Genomic DNA, 18,316 nt, shown 5'->3' on the forward strand with positions numbered 1-18,316 from the left:
ATCACCATTAAACCAGCAAAAAACCACAAAACCAAAAAACCACAAAACCGCAATACCACAATACCAAAAAACCACAATACCAAAAAAACACACCACATAAACCCTTCAACACGTAAATACGTAAACACGTCCCTTAACACATTAAATTATTTCACACTGGCAATATCGCCACCCCCACGTCGTTTTTAGTTCAGATTCTTGGAATCGGATCCCCATTTTAGACAGCAGCTATTAGAACTAGAAGTTTGATATCTAATCCGAACGACTAAATTTGCATTCTTTTTTGAACAGGGAACGTATGGGAAGGAGGTACACCTTATTAGTATATGTGCTTTTCTTAAGCTTGTGGGCTAAAGCACAATTGCCAACGGTGAACATGCAGTTGGGTTGTGGCACCGTGCAGGTAGGAGATATTATCTGTATACCGGTAACGATCAGTGCCGTGGATGGCATCGTCGCATCGGAATTTACCATCGCATACAACCAACTGGAATTCGAATTTGTATCGATCAATAATCCTCATCCGGACTTTGATCAACCGCTGGTGGTCAATCCCATTCAAAGTTTCGGCCGGGTGAAAGTAGCCTGGACGGCACCCGATATCGTCAATGGCTCTACTTTTCAGAATAACGATGTCTTGTTTGAGGTTTGCCTGCGAGCCAAAGCGCCCGGATCCTATCCCATCGATTTCATCAAGAGTGGGGAACCCCTGTTTCTGGCCTATGGTCCCGCTGGGACAGAGATCATACCAATGGTCCAGGGCTGTTCCATCCAGGTTACCCCTGCCAGCACGCTGGATGCTTTTTTTCAGGCATGTTATAACACGGGTAATATGCAAGGAACTGTAACCGTAGTTGGCTTTGGAGGTACACCTCCTTATAATGTTAACTGGACTGGCCCTAAGGATAGTAGTGGTATCATAAACAACCCTGGTGATACATTGAGAATTGGTAAGTTGCCACAAGGCACTTACACCTTTCATATAGTAGATGCTTCCGGTGCAGATTCTATAAAAATCATTGACTTACCTAATCCTACTTCAGGCGGGGATTTAGAAGCAAGAATTGATGGCCATGATCCAACGTGTTTTGGAGATTCAAACGGTAGTTTGAGTCTAACAATACTTGGAGGCTCGCCTCCACAATTTTTGGTAGAATGGTCTACAGGTGAAATTAATTCAAGAAGTCTTAGTGGATTAACTGCTGGAACCTATTCAGTCACAGTGACCGACATTAATGGTTGTACAGCTTCACACTCATCTACAATTGGTAAAGATCCAATTCAATATGTCCCAATTAGAAATGATAGTGCAACATGTCTAGGCTTAAGTGATGGATATTTACAAGTTGCTGGAACTGGTGGAAATTCAACCAACGGTTTTTATGACTTTGAATGGATCGGGGGTACTCCAGTGTCCAATCCGAGGGGGTCTATAACCATTAGGGATGCTGAACCAGGATTATATAAAATTCGAATAAGTGATGGAGTATGTGAAGACACATTTGATATCAATGTCGGAGCTAAAATTGATTTTGAGCTTACTGCTATTTACGATACCATCAGTTGTTTTGGTATGGATGATGGAGGAGTAACACTAGGTTTGGTACCAATTAAAGGCACACCAACCGGCTCCATCAGTTATTTAATTAAATATCCATTAGGTCAAACTAGTACAAATAGTAACACTTTCAATAATTTATATGGTGGGACCTATGTCGCTTATGCATTTGATGATGCAGGTTGCAGGGATTCCTTAGTTTTTAACATGCCTGAACCAGCCTTCTTGGATACGACTCATGTAGATATCATAGGAGAATCTTGTACTTCTCCCGGCAACGGTGAGATTCGACTTTTTATGCAGGGTGGAACGATGCCTTATAATTACTTATGGAGTAATAATTCGACATCCATGAATGCATCAGGACTTAATGAAGGTCAATACAGTGTGACAGTTACTGATGTAAAGGGATGTGAATCCACATTTGGCCCATTTGATGTCACCAGGGACCGCGTCGATTTCACCATCGACACCACTAAAAACATATCCTGCCCCGGAGGTAATGACGGTGCCTTGGCCGTTGTCACCGGGCCGGGAGTGACCATCGATAACCTGACCTGGAATACCGGGGCCACGTCCAATACCATCCAGAACCTCACCCCTGGCACGTATCGGGTCACCGTCAATGCCGGTGGCTGCATGAGCACCGACAGTGTCTTGCTGGCGGGACCACCGATGATGAGTCACTCCTTTATCACCACCGAGCCTTCATGCGCCGGCGAGTCCAATGGCTCGCTGAGCATTCAGGTGACCGGCGGTACCGGCCCTTATTCGTATTCCTGGTCCAATCCCAATGGCACCAATAATCCGCTCCTTCCGGCTATACCGGCGGGCGCTTACACCGTATCGGTCACCGATGCCAACAACTGTCCGGTCTATACGGCGGATACCGTCCTGAGTGAGCCGGCAGCTATGATCCTCACCTTTGCGGAACCGGATAGTACGAGTTGTGCGGGAACCTTGGATGGAGGAGTGCGTGTTTTTGTAACTAATGGATTACCTGCCTATAACTATTTATGGGATAATGGTTCAACATCAGATCATCCCATGAATCTAAGCGGGGGATGGCATCGGGTAAGTATTACGGATGCAATGAATTGCAGGCAATTGGATTCATTTCAGATTCTCAGCCCGGACTCGATCCGACTGGATCTGGCCAATTCACTGATCACCGATGTCACCTGCAATGGCCTGGCTAATGGTAGCGCTACCATCGCCATCCAGGGTGGCAAACCCGGTTATTCGGTGCTGTGGCCGGCATCTTCCACCATCGGAACTTCCCTGACCAATGTGGCGGCCGGCCGCTACAAAGCGCTGGTACGCGATGCCAACGATTGCCGGGACAGCCTGTTTGTCACCATCCAGCAACCCGATTCTTTGATCGTTGGAGTTGACGCCTCGGCTACGACCGGCGAGACCTGTGCCGATCAGAATAACGGCCGCATTGCCCTGACCATCACCGGAGGTAATCCGGGTAACCGCACCATCGTTTGGAGCAACGGCCTGACCGATGCAGAAATAGCCACCGGACTGGATACCGGCCTCTATGTGGTAACGGTGACGGATTCCCGTGGATGTACGGATATGTTGTCGTATCACCTGGACGGCCCGCTTCCGTTATCCCTTGCTTTTGCTTCCATCGATTCCATACCCTGTTTTGGCGATAAGACCCTGGTCGAATTTGCCAATGTCACCGGCGGTAATGAACCCACCAATTACATGTACAGCGTCAACGGTGCGCCTCCGGTAGAAACAACGAATGGAGCCAGCCTGGGTGCCGGCACTTATTCGATCCGCGTCACCGATAAGCTGGGATGTTTCCTGGATACCACCCTGGTTTTAGTAGAGCCGGCGGAGATTCAGATCGATCATGGTGGAGACATTGTCATTGATCTTGGAGACAGCCTCGTGCTTACACCTGTCGTTACCGGCATGTTCCCCATTGTCGATTACGTCTGGGACCCGATGGATGAACTGAACTGTACCACCCAGGATTGCTCATCTGTCCTGTTGGCGCCGAGTACCAATCGCACCTATACCCTGATCGTAACCGACGCCACCGGCTGCATGCAGACCGCTTCCATTCCGGTCAGCGTCCGCCTGATCCGCCACGTATTTATTCCGAATGCCTTTTCGCCAAATGATGATGGTCGCAACGACCTGTTTCAGGTGTTCACCGGCACCGGTGTCACCGCCATCAACTCCATGCGCGTCTTCGACCGCTGGGGTAATGTCCTCTTCGACCGCGAGAACCTGACACCGAGTTTCGGCGGCACTGAAGGTTGGGATGGCCGCGTAAATAACCGTGTGATGAATCCAGGTGTTTATGTTTACGTAGTCGATGTTACCTTCCGCGACGGCGCCCGCATCAAATACCGGGGTGATGTGACGTTGATAAGGTAGAAGGGGTAAAAAGGTAGCAGAGATAGCAGAGGTAGATCCATTTACCACCAAGGCACGAAGGACACTTAGGGCCACCAGGAGTTTTGATCCATAAAAAATTGTAAGTCGGTATCAATGTTAATAGACGAGGTGCTGACAGACGAAGGAGTTTCAGTGGGTATCAGAAGTATCAGAAGTAGCAGAGGTAGATCCATTTACCACCAAGGCACGAAGGACACTTAGGGCCACCAAGAGTTTTGATGCATAAAAAATTGTAAGTCGGTATCAATGTTAATAGACGAGGTGCTAACAGACTAAGGAGTGTCAGTGGGTATCGGACGTAACAGAAGAATCAGAAGCATCAGAGGTATCAGAAGTAGCAGAAGTAGATCCATTTACCACCAAGGCACAAAGGACACTTAGGTCACTAAAGGTTTTCTACATAAACTTTATTGGGCTATCATGGAAAGAACTTACATCTGGCCGGCGTAGCTTCATATCAAAAACTCCTTAGTGTTCTGTGTGACCTCAATGCCTTAGTGTTTACCCCTACTCTGAATGCCCTGATTAACGTATTCAACCACAAACCCAGTTTTCAGCTCCAGCGAACAAATCGTGGAAAAATGACCATATTCTGAACCTGTTTGACTGGCGAAATATTTGTTTCAGACAGACGAACGGTCATATCAAAAACTCCTTAGTGTTCTGCGTGACCTCAATGCCTTAGTGTTTACCCCTACTCTGAATGCTCTGATTAACGTATTCAACCACAAACCCAGTTTTCGGCTCCAGCGAACAAATCGTGGGAAAATGACCATATTTTCAACCTGTTTGACTGGCGAAATATTTGTTTCAGACAGACGAAGGGTTCATATCAAAAACTCCTTAGTGTTCTGGGTGACCTCTGTGCCTTAGTGTTTACCCCTACTCTGAATGCCCTGATTAACGTATTCAACCACAAACCCAGTTTTCAGCTCCGGCGAACAAATCGTGGAAAAATGACCATATACTGAACCTGTTTGGCTGGCGGAATATTCGTTTCAGGCAGACGAAGCGTTCATATTCAAAACTCCTTAGTGTTCTCCGTGACCTCTATGCCTTAGTGGTTACCGAATCTCAAAAACACATTATTTCTTCTCCGCATGAATTTCTTCGAAGAAGATATCGTCATTCGGTATATCGAATTCCATGCCGTGGACTTTGCCCTGGTTATCAAGGGTAAACTGCACCGTGCCAAAGCCAAACCAGGCCTGCGGCTCATGCCAGGTGATCTGGTAGGTATTGTAATGCCAGTGTGTCAGGGTTGCATCCAGATGTGGTGCCTGACCAAAATGCAATTCCATCTCCTTTCCATCCCACGTTACCTCCAGGCTGCCATACAATTCATCCTCATATTCGCCAGCAGCGTCTTCAGGATTGAAGTCCGGTTTGGTGCCCAAAACGCGATGCTCGGTGCGTTCCGCCAGCCGGTCGGCCAGGCGTTTGCGATTGGCGGTTTCGCCCTGCAGGCCTTCCCCGATCCAGTCGTGGCCCGGTGATTCCCTGAAGAGGTCCAGCAATGCATAGCTGAGTGGATTACTGATGCCTTTCATGGTATTGGTCAGGATGACAATCCCCAGTTGCATGTCCGGCACCATCATGACTTTCGAATACATACCATCGTATCCTCCGCCGTGGCTGACCACCCAGTGCCCGGCATAATCCATCAGTCCCCATCCGAGGCCATAACCGGCATAGGTCCTCTCGGGCATGGCCTTCAGTGCGTTGGATGACAGCCGGTAGCTGTTGTTGGGCTGCATGGTTTCAGCCTGGATCGCTTCGGGATAGATTTCATGATCATGCCATTTGCCGCCCTGTAAATGCAGTTGCATCCAGCGGATCATATCGTTCGCGGAAGAGATGATGCCTCCGGCCGCGCCCATATTGTCCCAGTTGACCCAGGGAATAGCCTTATCAGGACCATCCGGTTGTGGTTTATGCGGTATGGCATAATTATTTTCGAGCATGCTGACCGACCAGATCGTCCGGTCCATGCCGATGGGTGTCCAGATCTTTTCCTGCGCCAGTTCATGCCAGGTCTTTCCGGTCACAGCCCTGATCACTTCGCCGGCGGCGATAAACATCAGGTTGGAATAACCGTAACCGTCACGGAAAGAATAAGCTGGTTCCAACGCTTTTACCCGTTTCAGAACTTCTTCGGCGGATCGTTCGGATTTGTACCAGAGGACATCCCCAGAATAAGTACCCAATCCGGCCCGGTGACAGAGCAGATCGCGGATCGTCAGCAGTTCATTGGCGGCCGGATCCTTCAGCTCAAAATAGGGGAGGTACTGACGGACCGGATCATTCCAGCTGAGCTTGTCTTCTTCGACCAGCATCCCGATCATAGTGGCAATAAACGCCTTGGTGTTGGAGGCGATCGCGAACAAGGTATTCTCATCCACTAGTCCCGGTTTTCCTTTTTCCTTTACACCATAACCTTTAGCCAGAAAGGTCTTACCCTGATAGGTGATGCCTACGGCCATGCCGGGGATATGGTATTTCTCCTGTGCATCAGCAATCAACTGGTCTATTTTTGACAGACTGGGCTGAGCGGTGAGGGTCAGGAAGGAGAAGAACAAAACCGTTAAAGTCAGAATTCGGGACATGTCTTTTGTGTTTGAGCAGGGTAAATTACTGATTTTCATCTTAATGATCTCAAACCTTCTGCACGCCAAACCGCTGCGTAAATGAATCCTGTTAAGGATAAATTGTAGGTATTTCCGAAAAAACCTATCGTTCTTTTGCTGGCTATGATGTTAGCTGGGTGTGGAAAGCGTTGGTCGTATGAATTACCCCAGCTGTTTGATGAGGCATTTACCCCACCACAAGGCACCTATAAAATGGCTTTATCTGTACAAGGTGATTTTTCTTGCCCTTTTGAACTTATCACGCAGTCGCGAGGTCGTGATTCCGACCATTTCTTTTTTGCAGGTAAGACCGATACGTTGCTTACGGGCGATTGGTATGAAGAGGAACTCTCCTTCCGGACCAGTACACCTGAATGCGTGGATCAGGATGGCACGGTAAGTATTGAATTTTATTATACCCGATAGGAATTCGGTACTGATCTGAATGATGCAGCTTGGGTTATCCAAGTAAAATTCCGGGTAACCTTATCCAACATCCCTCGTGTTTCACGGTGATACCTCCGCGGCTCTCCGTGTAACTTACCAGGTCGGGGCGATCGTGCGGTATTTCCGTTTGCCTTTGTAGTCGATGTTGATGTCCAGGTTCTTATTGGCCTCGATCAGATCGGTTAACGGAATCTCCCAGGTAACGGTGTTCTTGGAAAATGTTGCGCCAGGTACATTGACAGACCTGACCTTGCCCGGAACATGGATGATCATCCGGTACTTGCTTTCGCCCAGAAATCCTTTGGCCATCTGTTCGCCCTGTTCCAATTGCTGGCCGCCGGAGCTCAGGTCCAGGCCGCTGCGATGGATGGAGAATGAATTATCGGTGAAGGCATAGCGTGGGGCGCTGTCCTTAAATGTTTTGGCCATGTCGAGGTATTCCTGGGCCTTTCCTTCTTCGGAAGGTAAAAACTTGTTTACGAGTTCAAAGATTTTACCAAATGAGCCTGCGATCCGGTTTTCAACACTTGAAAAGGACTGGTCGGTGGTCAGGCGGAGAAGATCCTTTTCGGTATCCAGCTGAAACCGGATACGGGTTGTCAGGACCTCTTCCAGGATCTGGCCGAACATTTTTTTATCGTCACTGGAGATATCGGTAGACTGAGCCAGCTGCTCACGCATCCTGGTAATCGACATCTGGTCCTGCTTATCTTTATTCATTACCGACTTGACGAGGTCCGCTAAGATGATGGTCGTGTCGATCTTACCGCGCTCCAGGATGGATTGAGCGACCGATTTGGCCATTTTCATACCCATATTGCCGGAAGAATCGGATTTTTCATCGTCACCTCCTGATAACATGGCCAGTTGCAGCAAGGGTAACATTTCACCCATATCACGCGTAACCTGTGAACTTCCGGAGCCATCTTTATTGATCCATAATTCTTCGGTATAGTTGGAGCAGGAAGTGGCCACCAGAATGGCGATCAGAGCAAATAACCAGATTATATTTTTCATAATGCTAAAGTTGTTGGAACGCTAACCAGTCTAAATTACCAGTAGTTTGCGACTTGGACCGGTAACAATCGATGAATGTCAGAGATTCATGGAAGTTTTCAGCTTTAATGTCCATTTGATGCTGCAAGCAAAGGCCTCTTTACCACTTTATTCTTCGTATGCCAGGGTTGATAAATGGTCACGATTCATCGACCACCGAAAAGTGCACCACTGGTTTCATCTGGCGTTTATATTCACTTGGTGTTTTCCCGGTGATCCGCTGAAACTGCTTGTTGAAGTGAGCCAGGTTGTGGAATCCACAGTTCAGCGCTATCTCACTGATCAGTGCATCGGATTCCTGCAGTTGATTGCAGGCGTTACCTACTCTGAATTCATTGACAAACTGCGTAAAGGTCTGATTGGTCAGTTTTTTAAAGAAGCGGCAAAATGCAGGAACGGTAAAGTTTGTTTCCTGGGCGATCTCTTCCAGGGTGATGTTTTCCCGGAAATGCTGCTGTACGAATTTATAGACTTGCTGGATCCGCTCTTCGTCTTCAACCATGACATCGAGGGTAAAACCATTGGCGTGCAGATTCTCATAGTCATTGCTTGTCGCCAGTTCGTTCAGGATGTCCAGCAACCCGATCAATTTCTCGAACGGGGAGGCCTGAGCCAACCGGATCAGGCGTTTGCCGATCTCATGACGGATCGGGCCAAAATAAGACAGACCGCTGCGTGACCGTTCCATCAGTCGCCGGATATCCGCTAGTTCGGGCTTCTGGATAAATTGTACACCCAGAAAATCGGGCTTCATCTGCACGACCACTTCCTTATGACCATCGTGGCGCTCCTGAGTGAATCCGAAATGCGGAAGATTGGGTCCCAGGAAGATCAGGTCACCATCCTGGTAATACGAGATGTGATTACCGATGTGCCTTTTGCCTTTGCCATTGGATACATAGACGATCTCATACTCCGGGTGGAAGTGCCACACGGGGTCCTTAAACAGGAATTGGTTTTCGAACTGGCGGATGGTGAATGAGCTACCGAAGTTAGGCTCAATCTTCTCAAGTAATGCTTTCATAGGCTGTGTTCTGCAAAATTAACGCATATCCGGTTAATATCGTTTAAGCCTGGTTAAAATTGCATTACAAATGGTCAATTCTGACCTAGACCACCAGATTTAGACGAGCTTAAATTTGCAGTATCATTTAAAATTTTTGAATCATGAAATCATTTATCGGAAAAACTGCATTCATTTTAGGCCTGGTGGCTGCCTCGCTGGTAGCCCGCGCCAACAACCTGGATTCTGTCCTGGTTGTTCCCCAGCATTCCACATTTCCCGCCTTTATTCTGCAGACTCAGGAGTTGCAGGATGAAACGCAGGTGCGGATCTGGGACGCAAACGGTGGCTTGGTCTGGTCCGAAAAGGTAAGTCCGAAAGCCAATAACAAGTTGTTCAACCTGCGTCACCTGGCAGAGGGACGTTATGACGTAGAAATGGACAATGACCACGTATTTATTTCCCAGAAGCTTGAGATCTACAATGGTAAAGCTACCATCGTGAAAGGATCTACCGAGACGGTTTTGTTCCCGGAAATACTGCAAACCGGTGGCTCGATCCTGGTTGATACCCGGTTGAGCAACATTACTGCAATGAATCTGGAGATCAAAGACGATGCGAAAGCATACCTGAAGCAGGAAATCAAGCCAGGTAAAATCTACCGCTTTGTCCTTGAAGATTTCGGCAGAGGAACCTACGATGTTACTGTAGCTGCTGATGGGAAATACCGCTCGAAAACGATATACCGCTAGTTTCGCTCAGAACCAAATTTTTTTACAGTTGATTTTACTAAGGGCGTGTGCCGCAGGTTTTGCACACGCTCTTTTTTTTTGTTAGACATCAGGAACGGGATAATTGAAATCCAAAATCCAAAATCCCAAATCCGAAATCTGAAATCCCAAATCTGAAATCTCAAATCCCAAATCTCCCACCCGGATCCTACGGATTCTTCCGCTTATACCGTTTCCAGAGGGTTTTGAAATCCCTGGCGATCTTTTTAGAAGTCTCGTCATTAAAACGAATCACACCCAGGCCGTCCTCGGATGCCGGCGTGGCGCAGGCAATGCAGTCGGTCGAAGCATCATAAATTGCGGTCTCCATGATGAAAGGCACAAATTCATTGTCCGGTAAGAGCAGAAAATTTTGCTCCATCTCAGCATCGGAAACCTTATAAAGCTTCTGGTAGATCTTCATGTTTTTTTCGATGTCCTTCGATGCGGGTACGATGTAGCGGTATTTCGTTTTTTCACCGAGATTCACACTGACCAGTTCAGAGAAATCTTTGACTTCCGTATCGTAATGCAATCCGGGGCTGATGACCCACACTTCCTTGGCTTTATCTTCGAGTTTGATGAGTTGTTTAAGCGTCATGATATTTAGGTTTTAGCTCCAGGTTGTAAGATAAAGTCCTGTCCCGAGATATTCCTTCGGAAACCTGGACATTTCATTGACTGCGAATTATTCTTTGATCACTTTACCCAGGTATAGATCACTTCCCGACTCGATTTGGATGAAAAGCATGCCACCAGGCAACGCTCTTACATCCAGGCTGGCTGGAAGATATGGGTATTGTTGCTGTAAAACTTGCTGTCCCTGGGTATTCCAGATGCGGATAGCCACGGGTCCGGAGATCTTTTGATCCAGTGGCAAACGGATGAGATCTCGCACAGGGTTAGGATAAAGATCCAGGGTATAGGTGGAAATTTCATGCCGGGAACTGACGGGGCAGGCGGCTTTGTAAGCCAGCAGCAGATCCAGCGAGGTCAATCCTGAAAAGGCATTAACCTGTTCATCCGACAGACCGCATAAGGCGGTAGCAAAAAACGGTGACAGAGTCCTGGCTTGCAGGCCTAGACGGAGGTACCATTCCGTGATGTCTTCAAAATACTGCGTGTCATCGATCACCCCGGTTTCCTTCAGGTTGCTCAATGCCATGATCAACCCCTGATCCGGGGAGGCCAGCACAGCATCCATCTGCATCAGCTGGGGTACGACCAAACCAAGCAGGGTCAGTTGTTCCGGTGAAAAAGCCTCTAAAATGGTACTCCCCAGAACCTCGGGAGTGAGGGTGCCATCTGTATCGTAATCCATAAAATAAGCCCATCCCCAGAAAGGTAACAGATCCGTCCTGGTTACCGGCTCGTGAGACTGGAGAAAGGACATCAGGATAGCGGCAAAATACTGAACCCGTTCCAGGCGCTCATCGGTAAACATGCCATAAAAATTGCCCAGACGCTCGCCCAGGGTATCCGGTGTGGCAGCCATGGCCTGATCAAATGGGACAGATAAGTAATCCATTTGTGCCTGAGAAAGCTGACTTTTAAGGGTTTGCAACAAAGTCAACCGGTCAAAGGTAAGGGTACCGGCGACGATGCCGAGTTCGTAGGCGCCTTCAACGACCTGGATGGAATCCGCTACCTCGCCGGTCGTATATATCTGGTGGAGGAGCATGGCGAAAGAGCCATATTTATTGAGGTATTCCTGAGAAAATATTTCTTCGGCGTTGACCTGGGTGGCAATTTGGGTTAACTGGTCATCGGTCAGGGTATCCATGACGTAATGTGCCAGCGTGAATACCTGTTGTCTTGTGAGCGTACCCCCGGCATTGAGATCAGCCAGAAGATGAAAAGAAGATTCGTAGGGGCGCAGATAGCCTGCAGCAGCGGAAGGGATAGTCCAGGACACAAATGCCTGTGCCACCGTTTCCAGTATCACCTGTTGTGTCCGGTCATCATATTGACTTAGAAAAGTTTCTGCCGGCGTCTGACCAAATGAAAAGGTCATTGAAAGTAAAAAGACACCAAGAATGCCGAATTTTTTCATATGTTGAATATTTCTCATGTGATTTGCGAAGATAACTCTTATTTGTGTTTGAATGCAATGTCTGATCCTTGTCCCTGATGTTCGCGCTGAAATTCTGTGTCCGGAAGCCCTGGCAGCAGGTTTACGGACCTTAACCATATTCCGTATCTTTATTTATGAGTCAATTCTATTTTTAAAGTCAATTTTGAATCCTTGGTAAAGACTTTTTTCGCCAATGCCCTATGGCATCTCTCGGAAACGCATTCAGTAATGAAAGAAGAAGCGTTGCCTGAGCCCGGGCCGGATGATCTGGTGATCCAATCGTATTATTCACTCATCAGTTTCGGCACCGAATGGCTGGTGGCTACCGGCCGGGTACCAGAGACCCTCTACCAGTCCATGCGTGTGCCCTACATGGAAGGTGCATTTCCGTACCCGGTGAAGTACGGCTATTCCCTGGTCGGAAAGATCATTGCTCCTGACATGCATCGCGATCAGTGGATTTATGTCATGCATCCTCATCAGGACCAGTGTGTGGTGAACCAGGCTGATGTTAAGTTTATCCCTGCAGGGATCCACCCTCGTCGCGCCGTGTTATTCCCTACCGTGGAGACCATCGTCAATGCCATCTGGGACGGCCGGGTCACCATAGGCGACCGCGTGGTGATCCTGGGTTTCGGCTTGCTTGGTTCCATGTTGTGGCGCGTTCTTTCCCGCATCCCGGGAGTACAGGTTGCCGTGATCGAAAAGGACCCCTGGCGGCGGCAATGGGCACGCGAACATGATGTAACACTCTGGTCAGAGGACACCAAAGGCACTTTTGATGTAGCCTTTAATACAACACGTCATGGTCAGGCAATGCAAACAGGACTGGATTTGTTGGGGTTTGAGGGACGCCTGGTGGAATTGAGCTGGTATGGCATCGAACCAGTGACCCTTGACCTCGGTCATACTTTCCACAGCCACCGCAAACAAATCATTTCTTCTCAGGTTGCTCATTTGCCGGCAGACCACCTGGCCCGTTGGGATCACTCACGAAGGAGTGCTCTGGTTTGGGATCTGCTGCAGGATCCAACTCTGGACGACTACCTGACCCATGAAGTTCCTTTTGCCGGTCTGGCCGATTTATTCAATGGCTTACGGTCGGATCAAAAAGAATTCCTGACCTTTATCGTTCGCTACCGGTAGTTCATTAAAACACGAAACAAAGAAATACCATGTACCATGTTCGCATCAGGGACCACATTATGATCGCTCACTCACTGGATCATCCGGGCTTTGGTCCGGCTCAAAAAATGCATGGAGCCACCTATCTGGTCGATGTGACCTTTTATCGGTCTGCACTGGATGGGATGAATGTGGTGCTGGATATCGGGCTGGCACATCAGGTCCTCCGGGAAGTATTGGAGCCCTTGAATTACCAGAATCTGGATATGCTTCCGGAGTTTAAGAACCAGTTGACGACTACGGAGTTTTTGTCAAAAACTATTTTTGACCGGATAGCCGCAAGAATCCGGAATTCATTTAAAGGTAAAATGACCGTTACCCTGGGCGAGAGCCATGTGGCCTGGGCCGGTTACGAAGGAGTGGTGGCATGAAATGGTTGTGGGTAATCCCTGATCCGAAATCGTTTCCTTCCGGCGGAAATGTCTACAATGGGGGTTTGCTGGAGGCGATGAACCAGACCGGTGAGGAAGTGGTTATGACCCGGTGGGAAGGATGGAAAGCACATGCATTGCGCTGGGTGCCTGATTGGATCGTATTTGATTCGATCTATCTGCCGCAACTTGGTCAGGTGCATCTGGATGTCCTCTTGCCGGTGACGACCAGGACCATCCTACTGGTACATCATCTGTCCAGCCTTGAAGAAGGGATATCGGACATGCTGACCACAGAAATTACTCAATTGGCTGCGTTTGACGCCATACTTGTCACCAGTGAGTTTACCCGGAAATTCCTTGCCGGCCATGGAGTCAATAATGTCATCTGGGTGTTGGAACCACCATTGCTAATCCAGGAAGGCCAGTCCGGCCCTGCACAGCGGGCGTTGCAGCCTTATCTGCTGATGGTGGGGAACCTGATACCGCGGAAAGGAATCTTGGATTATCTGCGGGGCCTGAGCCTGACCTCGGCAGAGTTGCCGGTACAGATCGTCATCATTGGCTCCCCGGAGCTGGAGCCGGACTATGCTGCTGCCTGTAAGGCAATTGTGAATAACAATGAGATCCTGCGGGATCAGGTGCACTTTATGGGTGCGGTGCCCCACGAGGAGATTACATGTTGGCTAAAGGGGGCTGCTTTATTCGTCAGTGCCTCCTCCATGGAGACCTTTGGGATAGCCATCCAGGAAGCGCTGGCTGCCGGCGTTGGAGTATTGTGCCTGGAAGGAGGCAACGCAGGTGAGCTGGTGCAGGAGGGCGTAGACGGCTGGGTGGTCGGGGATATGGAGACCCTGGTGGAAGCGACTGAAAAATGGTGGTCTGGTCATTTGTATTTGCCGGAAGAGGGACAACGGGTACGAACGCCATCTTCTTATGAACAGCTGGCTATCCAATTGCTTCGTTTTACGGCACGATGAGCGCCACAGGTTATCAGATCGAATGGTTGCTGCATCGTTACAATTATGATGCGGAGGCACGCTGGACTGCACCACTCGAACAATGGATGAACGACCATCCCCGCGACATCTGCCGGATCGTAGATCTGGGCGCCGGGCTGGCATCCAATCTGCGCTTTTGGGTTAGCAGGATCGGTACCCCTCAGGATTGGGCGCTGGTTGAAATCGATCAGAAACTCATCCGGGAGGGAGGCTGCTGGCTGGATCAACTGCCGGCAGGTATCTCAGCCCGCTATGTGCAGCAGGACTTCATGGAATTTCTTCAGGAGCATCCGGCGCCAGATCTTTTATTGTGCAATGCCTTGCTGGATGTCCTTACCGCACACCAGATAACCGGTTTATTGGACTACCTCTGGATCCACCGGGTTCCGCTGCTCGCAAGTATAAACTATTCCGGCATGGAATTTTATCCGGCATTGCCGGAGGATCAACGATTCATTGGCGCCTACGAAGCACACATGGAAAGGGAACAACCTGCTGGCTTTGCACTGGGCCGGTCACTGGAACCATTCTTAAGCACCGTGCGCGGACCGTTTGAAGTGGTAATGCATCCGTCTCCCTGGGAGATTCCCGCCCAAGACACCCTGATGCTCCATTTTTTACTGGACTATATGGAAAAGGCTGTACCGGAGATGCTGCCTCAACATGATCATCCGGCCTTTCGTGACTGGCTCCGGGTAAGAAGAGAACAGGTGAAGGAAAGAAGGTTAAGTGCCAGGGTTCTCCACATTGATGCCTGGATACAACGAAGTGAAAAAAAAGTTGATTAAAAAAGCAGCGGGAGGGAATGGCCAGGCGTTAAATAAAAAAGCAGCCCCAATTAATTATTCTCACTAGTTGATGCGGGGCTGCGATTCCACCTATTTTCCCAATCGGTAATTTATATCAAATTGCGGTATTACACAATGGTAATACCATAAAAACTATATATATCTACGTATTATTGCTCGATTTGGTTCAATATTTTATCCAAATCTACATTCTCCTGAATCAATTCGATGGCCCGCTTGATCTTCCAGGGTGTCTGGAGGTTGATCTTCACCTCTATCCGGCTGATTTTTAATACGGAACCATAAGAATCCAATTGTGTACGCACCAGGGGAATCCGGTGCTGGAGTACGTATTTTTTTACTTTTGAATGCAACTCACCTTCTCCGGTAGCTACAATACCTGCCAGTGGACTTTCGTTGAGTTTGAGCATCTTGGAAAAGAATTCGATCTTCTTGATGGCTTTTTCAAGGGTGGTGGTAGATACCACCAGCAGCAGATTGTTCGAGCTTTTCAACTCTTTCATGTCAATCAGTGAGCCGGCGATGATGTCTTCTACCTTGTTATCCATCTGCTGGCTGTTGTAGATAACCTCCCCGTTGATGGCATCGGCTACGGATTTCATCAATGGATAAGCCAGAGAACGGTCATAGGGCATCAGGCCGAGCAGAGGCAGTCCCATCCGGTCCAGTTTTAACTGCAGGTAGTGCCGGATCTTATCCATTTTATCCGGCAGAACCTTATTGACGATCACGCCCAGTATGGGTACATTCTTTTCCCGGAAGAGGGCGAGGCACATGTTCATTTTATCGATGGTACTGCCGATGCCTCCTTCAACGATCATCACCACACCGGCATCCAGCAATTTCGCCACGTCGGCATTGGACAGGTCGGCGACGCTGCCTACCCCGGGGTGGCCGGTACCTTCGTAAATGACTACCTCATTGCTGGCACTCAGAGACCGGGAGGCATGCAATAACCGGTCCCGTAATATTTCCGGAGTTGGATGATCCAGATAGGTAGCTGTGGCTCCGGCACCCAGAATAATCGGGCTATGAAGATCCGGATTCAATTCAAAATGAATCAAATCGGCAAACAGGAGGGTATCTTTATCAACCCTCAGATTCTGGATATCGAGAAATTTCTGGCCAACCGGTTTGCAGTAACCTACATCAAGGCCTCTTTGTTTAAAGGAGGCTACGAGTCCCAGGGTACTGGTCGTTTTACCGACATGCTGACCGGTGGCAGCTACATAGATATTGCGATATTTCATCGTTGCGGCTGGACTTTACACGCAATTTATCCCATACCTTTCACTTCTGTGACCAGATCCTGCAGTCTTTTCTTCGCATCACCGAAGAGCATGCGGTTTTTCGGATGGAAGAACAAAGGGTTTTGGATACCGGCGTAACCGGCAGCCATGCTTCGTTTCATCACGATCACGTGTTGTGCATTCCAGACCTTAAGCACCGGCATACCATAGATCGGGCTGCCCGGGTCGGTCTCGGCTGCTGGGTTTACCACGTCGTTGGCGCCGATGATCACTGCCACGGTAGCCTGGTTCAGGAAGCTGTTGGCGTCGTCGAGGTCCAGCAGCTTGGGATAGGGTACATCGGCCTCAGCCAAAAGCACGTTCATATGACCCGGCATCCGTCCTGCCACCGGGTGGATGGCATAACGTACCTCAACGCCATTGGCTTCCAGCAAATCGTCCAGTTCCTTTACGGTTTTCTGTGCCTGGGCCACTGCCAGTCCGTATCCGGGGACAAATACAACCGAGTCCGCATAGTAGAGCAGTATCGCCGCGTCGTTGACGGAGATCTCACGAACCTCACCTTCGGCACTCGATGAACTGCTGCCTCCGCCGCCAAATCCTCCGATGATGACATTCCACAAACTGCGGTTCATGGCATTACACATCAGGATGGTCAGGATGGTACCAGAGGCACCCACCAGGATACCACCGATAAGCATCATCCGGTTTCCGTAGATCAGGCCCGCTGCAGCCCCGCTGAGTCCGGAGAAAGAGTTCAGCAACGAAATGACCACCGGCATGTCTGCACCACCGATCGGGGCGACAAAGGACCAGCCATAGACCAATGACCAAACGATGGAGATGGTCAATGCAGTTAAATTAAATTTATCCGGGTAGATGGTAAAATAAACCAGTCCGGCAATGGTAATCAAACCAAATGCAATGTTGATGTATGTATGTCCGGGCAAGGTTACATTCTTGTCATTCACCCGGCCGTCCAGTTTCAGGAATGCAAGCACACTACCGGTGAATGCAACACCACCGATAACCAGGGTGAGCATACCAATCAGGATGGAGCCCTGACTGAATGTATGGTTTTCATATCCGTTGTACAATTCCACCATGGCCAGGAGCACAGCACAGGCGCCTCCAAATCCATTGAACAGCGATACCAGCTGTGGCATGGCAGTCATCTGGACTTTCATGGCCATGAGCCATCCCAATATTCCACCAATGATCAACCCGCCGAAAATCCACGGGTAGTTGCCAAATCCGGTCAGCGGTTCTACCATGGCCAGAACGATGGCTATACCCATACCTGCTGCAGCCCAGAGATTACCGTTACGGGCCGTCGCCGGTGAACTTAGCTTACGCAGACCGATGATGAACAATGTTGCACCAATCAGGTATCCGAAATCAACCCACAATCCTCCCATGGTTATTCGCTTTTCTTTTTCTTAAACATTTCCAGCATCCGGTTCGTGACTGCAAAGCCACCCATGACGTTGATCATTCCCAATACGACAGCCACCAGGCCGATCGATAAGGTCAGATATTCGTCAGAGGGCGTTTCGCGTACGAGCAGTATCGCACCGATGATGACAATACCACTGATGGCGTTTGCACCGGACATCAGCGGGGTATGCAATACCGTCGGAACTTTGGCGATCACCTCAAATCCCAACAGGATGGCAAATACCAGCAACCAAATCAGTAATTGATAGTCCTGGTAAAATTGAGCAATGGATTCCAACATAAG

At 49.0% G+C, this 18,316-nt stretch carries 15 protein-coding genes; 7 read left to right on the forward strand and 8 right to left on the reverse strand.

The features are described 5' to 3' along the window. The first annotated feature begins 298 nt into the window (after positions 1-298). Entirely contained in the window at positions 299-3,961 is a 3,663-nt protein-coding gene (locus tag H6570_17795) for a gliding motility-associated C-terminal domain-containing protein (GenBank protein MCB9321142.1), read from the forward strand. Between the two features lie 1,106 nt (positions 3,962-5,067). On the opposite strand, the gene H6570_17800 is transcribed toward H6570_17795, so the two are convergent. Further along, a complete protein-coding gene (locus H6570_17800) occupies positions 5,068-6,588 on the reverse strand; it encodes a serine hydrolase (protein MCB9321143.1) in 1,521 nt (506 codons plus the stop codon). 144 nt (positions 6,589-6,732) lie between these two features. On the opposite strand from H6570_17800, the gene H6570_17805 reads away from it, so the two are divergent. Beyond that, a complete protein-coding gene (locus tag H6570_17805) occupies positions 6,733-7,035 on the forward strand; it encodes a hypothetical protein (protein ID MCB9321144.1) in 303 nt (100 codons plus the stop codon). A 114-nt stretch (positions 7,036-7,149) separates the two neighbouring features. Here the strand turns inward: H6570_17805 and H6570_17810 are convergent, their stop codons facing one another. Both H6570_17810 and H6570_17815 read right to left on the reverse strand, forming a co-directional pair. After that, a complete protein-coding gene (locus H6570_17810) occupies positions 7,150-8,073 on the reverse strand; it encodes a hypothetical protein (protein MCB9321145.1) in 924 nt (307 codons plus the stop codon). A 178-nt stretch (positions 8,074-8,251) separates the two neighbouring features. Beyond that, entirely contained in the window at positions 8,252-9,136 is an 885-nt protein-coding gene (locus tag H6570_17815; GenBank protein MCB9321146.1) for a helix-turn-helix transcriptional regulator, read from the reverse strand. Between the two features lie 143 nt (positions 9,137-9,279). On the opposite strand from H6570_17815, the gene H6570_17820 reads away from it, so the two are divergent. Continuing rightward, a complete protein-coding gene (locus H6570_17820) occupies positions 9,280-9,867 on the forward strand; it encodes a hypothetical protein (GenBank protein ID MCB9321147.1) in 588 nt (195 codons plus the stop codon). A gap of 187 nt (positions 9,868-10,054) precedes the next feature. Here H6570_17820 and H6570_17825 read toward each other — a convergent pair whose 3' ends face one another. Further along, on the reverse strand, positions 10,055-10,486 hold the full coding sequence (locus H6570_17825) for a hypothetical protein (protein MCB9321148.1): 432 nt from the start codon (positions 10,484-10,486) through the stop codon (positions 10,055-10,057). Positions 10,487-10,573: 87 nt separating this feature from the next. Next, a complete protein-coding gene (locus H6570_17830; protein ID MCB9321149.1) occupies positions 10,574-11,938 on the reverse strand; it encodes a T9SS type A sorting domain-containing protein in 1,365 nt (454 codons plus the stop codon). A 192-nt stretch (positions 11,939-12,130) separates the two neighbouring features. Between H6570_17830 and H6570_17835 the strand changes: the two genes are divergently transcribed. From H6570_17835 to H6570_17850, 4 genes are read left to right on the forward strand one after another with little or no spacing between them, the layout of a single operon-like run. After that, complete coding sequence (locus H6570_17835) at positions 12,131-13,105, forward strand: zinc-binding alcohol dehydrogenase (protein ID MCB9321150.1); 975 nt, start codon at positions 12,131-12,133, stop codon at positions 13,103-13,105. 29 nt (positions 13,106-13,134) lie between these two features. Next, on the forward strand, positions 13,135-13,515 hold the full coding sequence (locus tag H6570_17840) for a 6-carboxytetrahydropterin synthase (protein MCB9321151.1): 381 nt from the start codon (positions 13,135-13,137) through the stop codon (positions 13,513-13,515). Beyond that, positions 13,512-14,495 carry a glycosyltransferase family 4 protein gene (locus H6570_17845; protein ID MCB9321152.1) on the forward strand — a complete coding sequence of 328 codons (984 nt, stop codon included), beginning with the start codon at positions 13,512-13,514 and terminating at the stop codon, positions 14,493-14,495. The genes H6570_17840 and H6570_17845 overlap by 4 nt, the downstream gene beginning before the upstream one ends. Then, the gene (locus tag H6570_17850; GenBank protein ID MCB9321153.1) at positions 14,492-15,304 is read left to right on the forward strand and encodes a hypothetical protein; all 813 of its coding nucleotides are present in this window, start codon (positions 14,492-14,494) and stop codon (positions 15,302-15,304) included. Before H6570_17845 ends, H6570_17850 begins: the two co-directional genes overlap by 4 nt. A 170-nt stretch (positions 15,305-15,474) precedes the next feature. Here H6570_17850 and H6570_17855 read toward each other — a convergent pair whose 3' ends face one another. The 3 genes from H6570_17855 to H6570_17865 are packed head-to-tail and all read right to left on the reverse strand — an operon-like array spanning position 15,475 to position 18,313. Continuing rightward, positions 15,475-16,575, reverse strand: coding sequence for an AAA family ATPase (locus tag H6570_17855; protein ID MCB9321154.1), 1,101 nt, complete (start codon positions 16,573-16,575; stop codon positions 15,475-15,477). Between the two features lie 26 nt (positions 16,576-16,601). Then, the gene (locus H6570_17860) at positions 16,602-17,993 is read right to left on the reverse strand and encodes an NAD(P)(+) transhydrogenase (Re/Si-specific) subunit beta (GenBank protein ID MCB9321155.1); all 1,392 of its coding nucleotides are present in this window, start codon (positions 17,991-17,993) and stop codon (positions 16,602-16,604) included. 2 nt (positions 17,994-17,995) lie between these two features. Next, entirely contained in the window at positions 17,996-18,313 is a 318-nt protein-coding gene (locus tag H6570_17865; GenBank protein MCB9321156.1) for an NAD(P) transhydrogenase subunit alpha, read from the reverse strand. Positions 18,314-18,316: the final 3 nt, after the last annotated feature.

It is taken from the genome of Lewinellaceae bacterium (genome assembly GCA_020636135.1).
Classification (GTDB): Bacteria; Bacteroidota; Bacteroidia; order Chitinophagales; family Saprospiraceae; genus JAGQXC01.

Bases quoted from the DNA above. Each gene is read 5' to 3' on its own strand.
- H6570_17795 (MCB9321142.1), top strand. From the start codon at position 299: ATGGGAAGGAGGTACACCTTATTAGTATATGTGCTTTTCTTAAGCTTG.
- H6570_17800 (MCB9321143.1), bottom strand. From the start codon at position 6,588: ATGTCCCGAATTCTGACTTTAACGGTTTTGTTCTTCTCCTTCCTGACC.
- H6570_17805 (MCB9321144.1), top strand. From the start codon at position 6,733: ATGATGTTAGCTGGGTGTGGAAAGCGTTGGTCGTATGAATTACCCCAG.
- H6570_17810 (MCB9321145.1), bottom strand. From the start codon at position 8,073: ATGAAAAATATAATCTGGTTATTTGCTCTGATCGCCATTCTGGTGGCC.
- H6570_17815 (MCB9321146.1), bottom strand. From the start codon at position 9,136: ATGAAAGCATTACTTGAGAAGATTGAGCCTAACTTCGGTAGCTCATTC.
- H6570_17820 (MCB9321147.1), top strand. From the start codon at position 9,280: ATGAAATCATTTATCGGAAAAACTGCATTCATTTTAGGCCTGGTGGCT.
- H6570_17825 (MCB9321148.1), bottom strand. From the start codon at position 10,486: ATGACGCTTAAACAACTCATCAAACTCGAAGATAAAGCCAAGGAAGTG.
- H6570_17830 (MCB9321149.1), bottom strand. From the start codon at position 11,938: ATGAAAAAATTCGGCATTCTTGGTGTCTTTTTACTTTCAATGACCTTT.
- H6570_17840 (MCB9321151.1), top strand. From the start codon at position 13,135: ATGTACCATGTTCGCATCAGGGACCACATTATGATCGCTCACTCACTG.
- H6570_17845 (MCB9321152.1), top strand. From the start codon at position 13,512: ATGAAATGGTTGTGGGTAATCCCTGATCCGAAATCGTTTCCTTCCGGC.
- H6570_17850 (MCB9321153.1), top strand. From the start codon at position 14,492: ATGAGCGCCACAGGTTATCAGATCGAATGGTTGCTGCATCGTTACAAT.
- H6570_17855 (MCB9321154.1), bottom strand. From the start codon at position 16,575: ATGAAATATCGCAATATCTATGTAGCTGCCACCGGTCAGCATGTCGGT.
- H6570_17860 (MCB9321155.1), bottom strand. From the start codon at position 17,993: ATGGGAGGATTGTGGGTTGATTTCGGATACCTGATTGGTGCAACATTG.
- H6570_17865 (MCB9321156.1), bottom strand. From the start codon at position 18,313: ATGTTGGAATCCATTGCTCAATTTTACCAGGACTATCAATTACTGATT.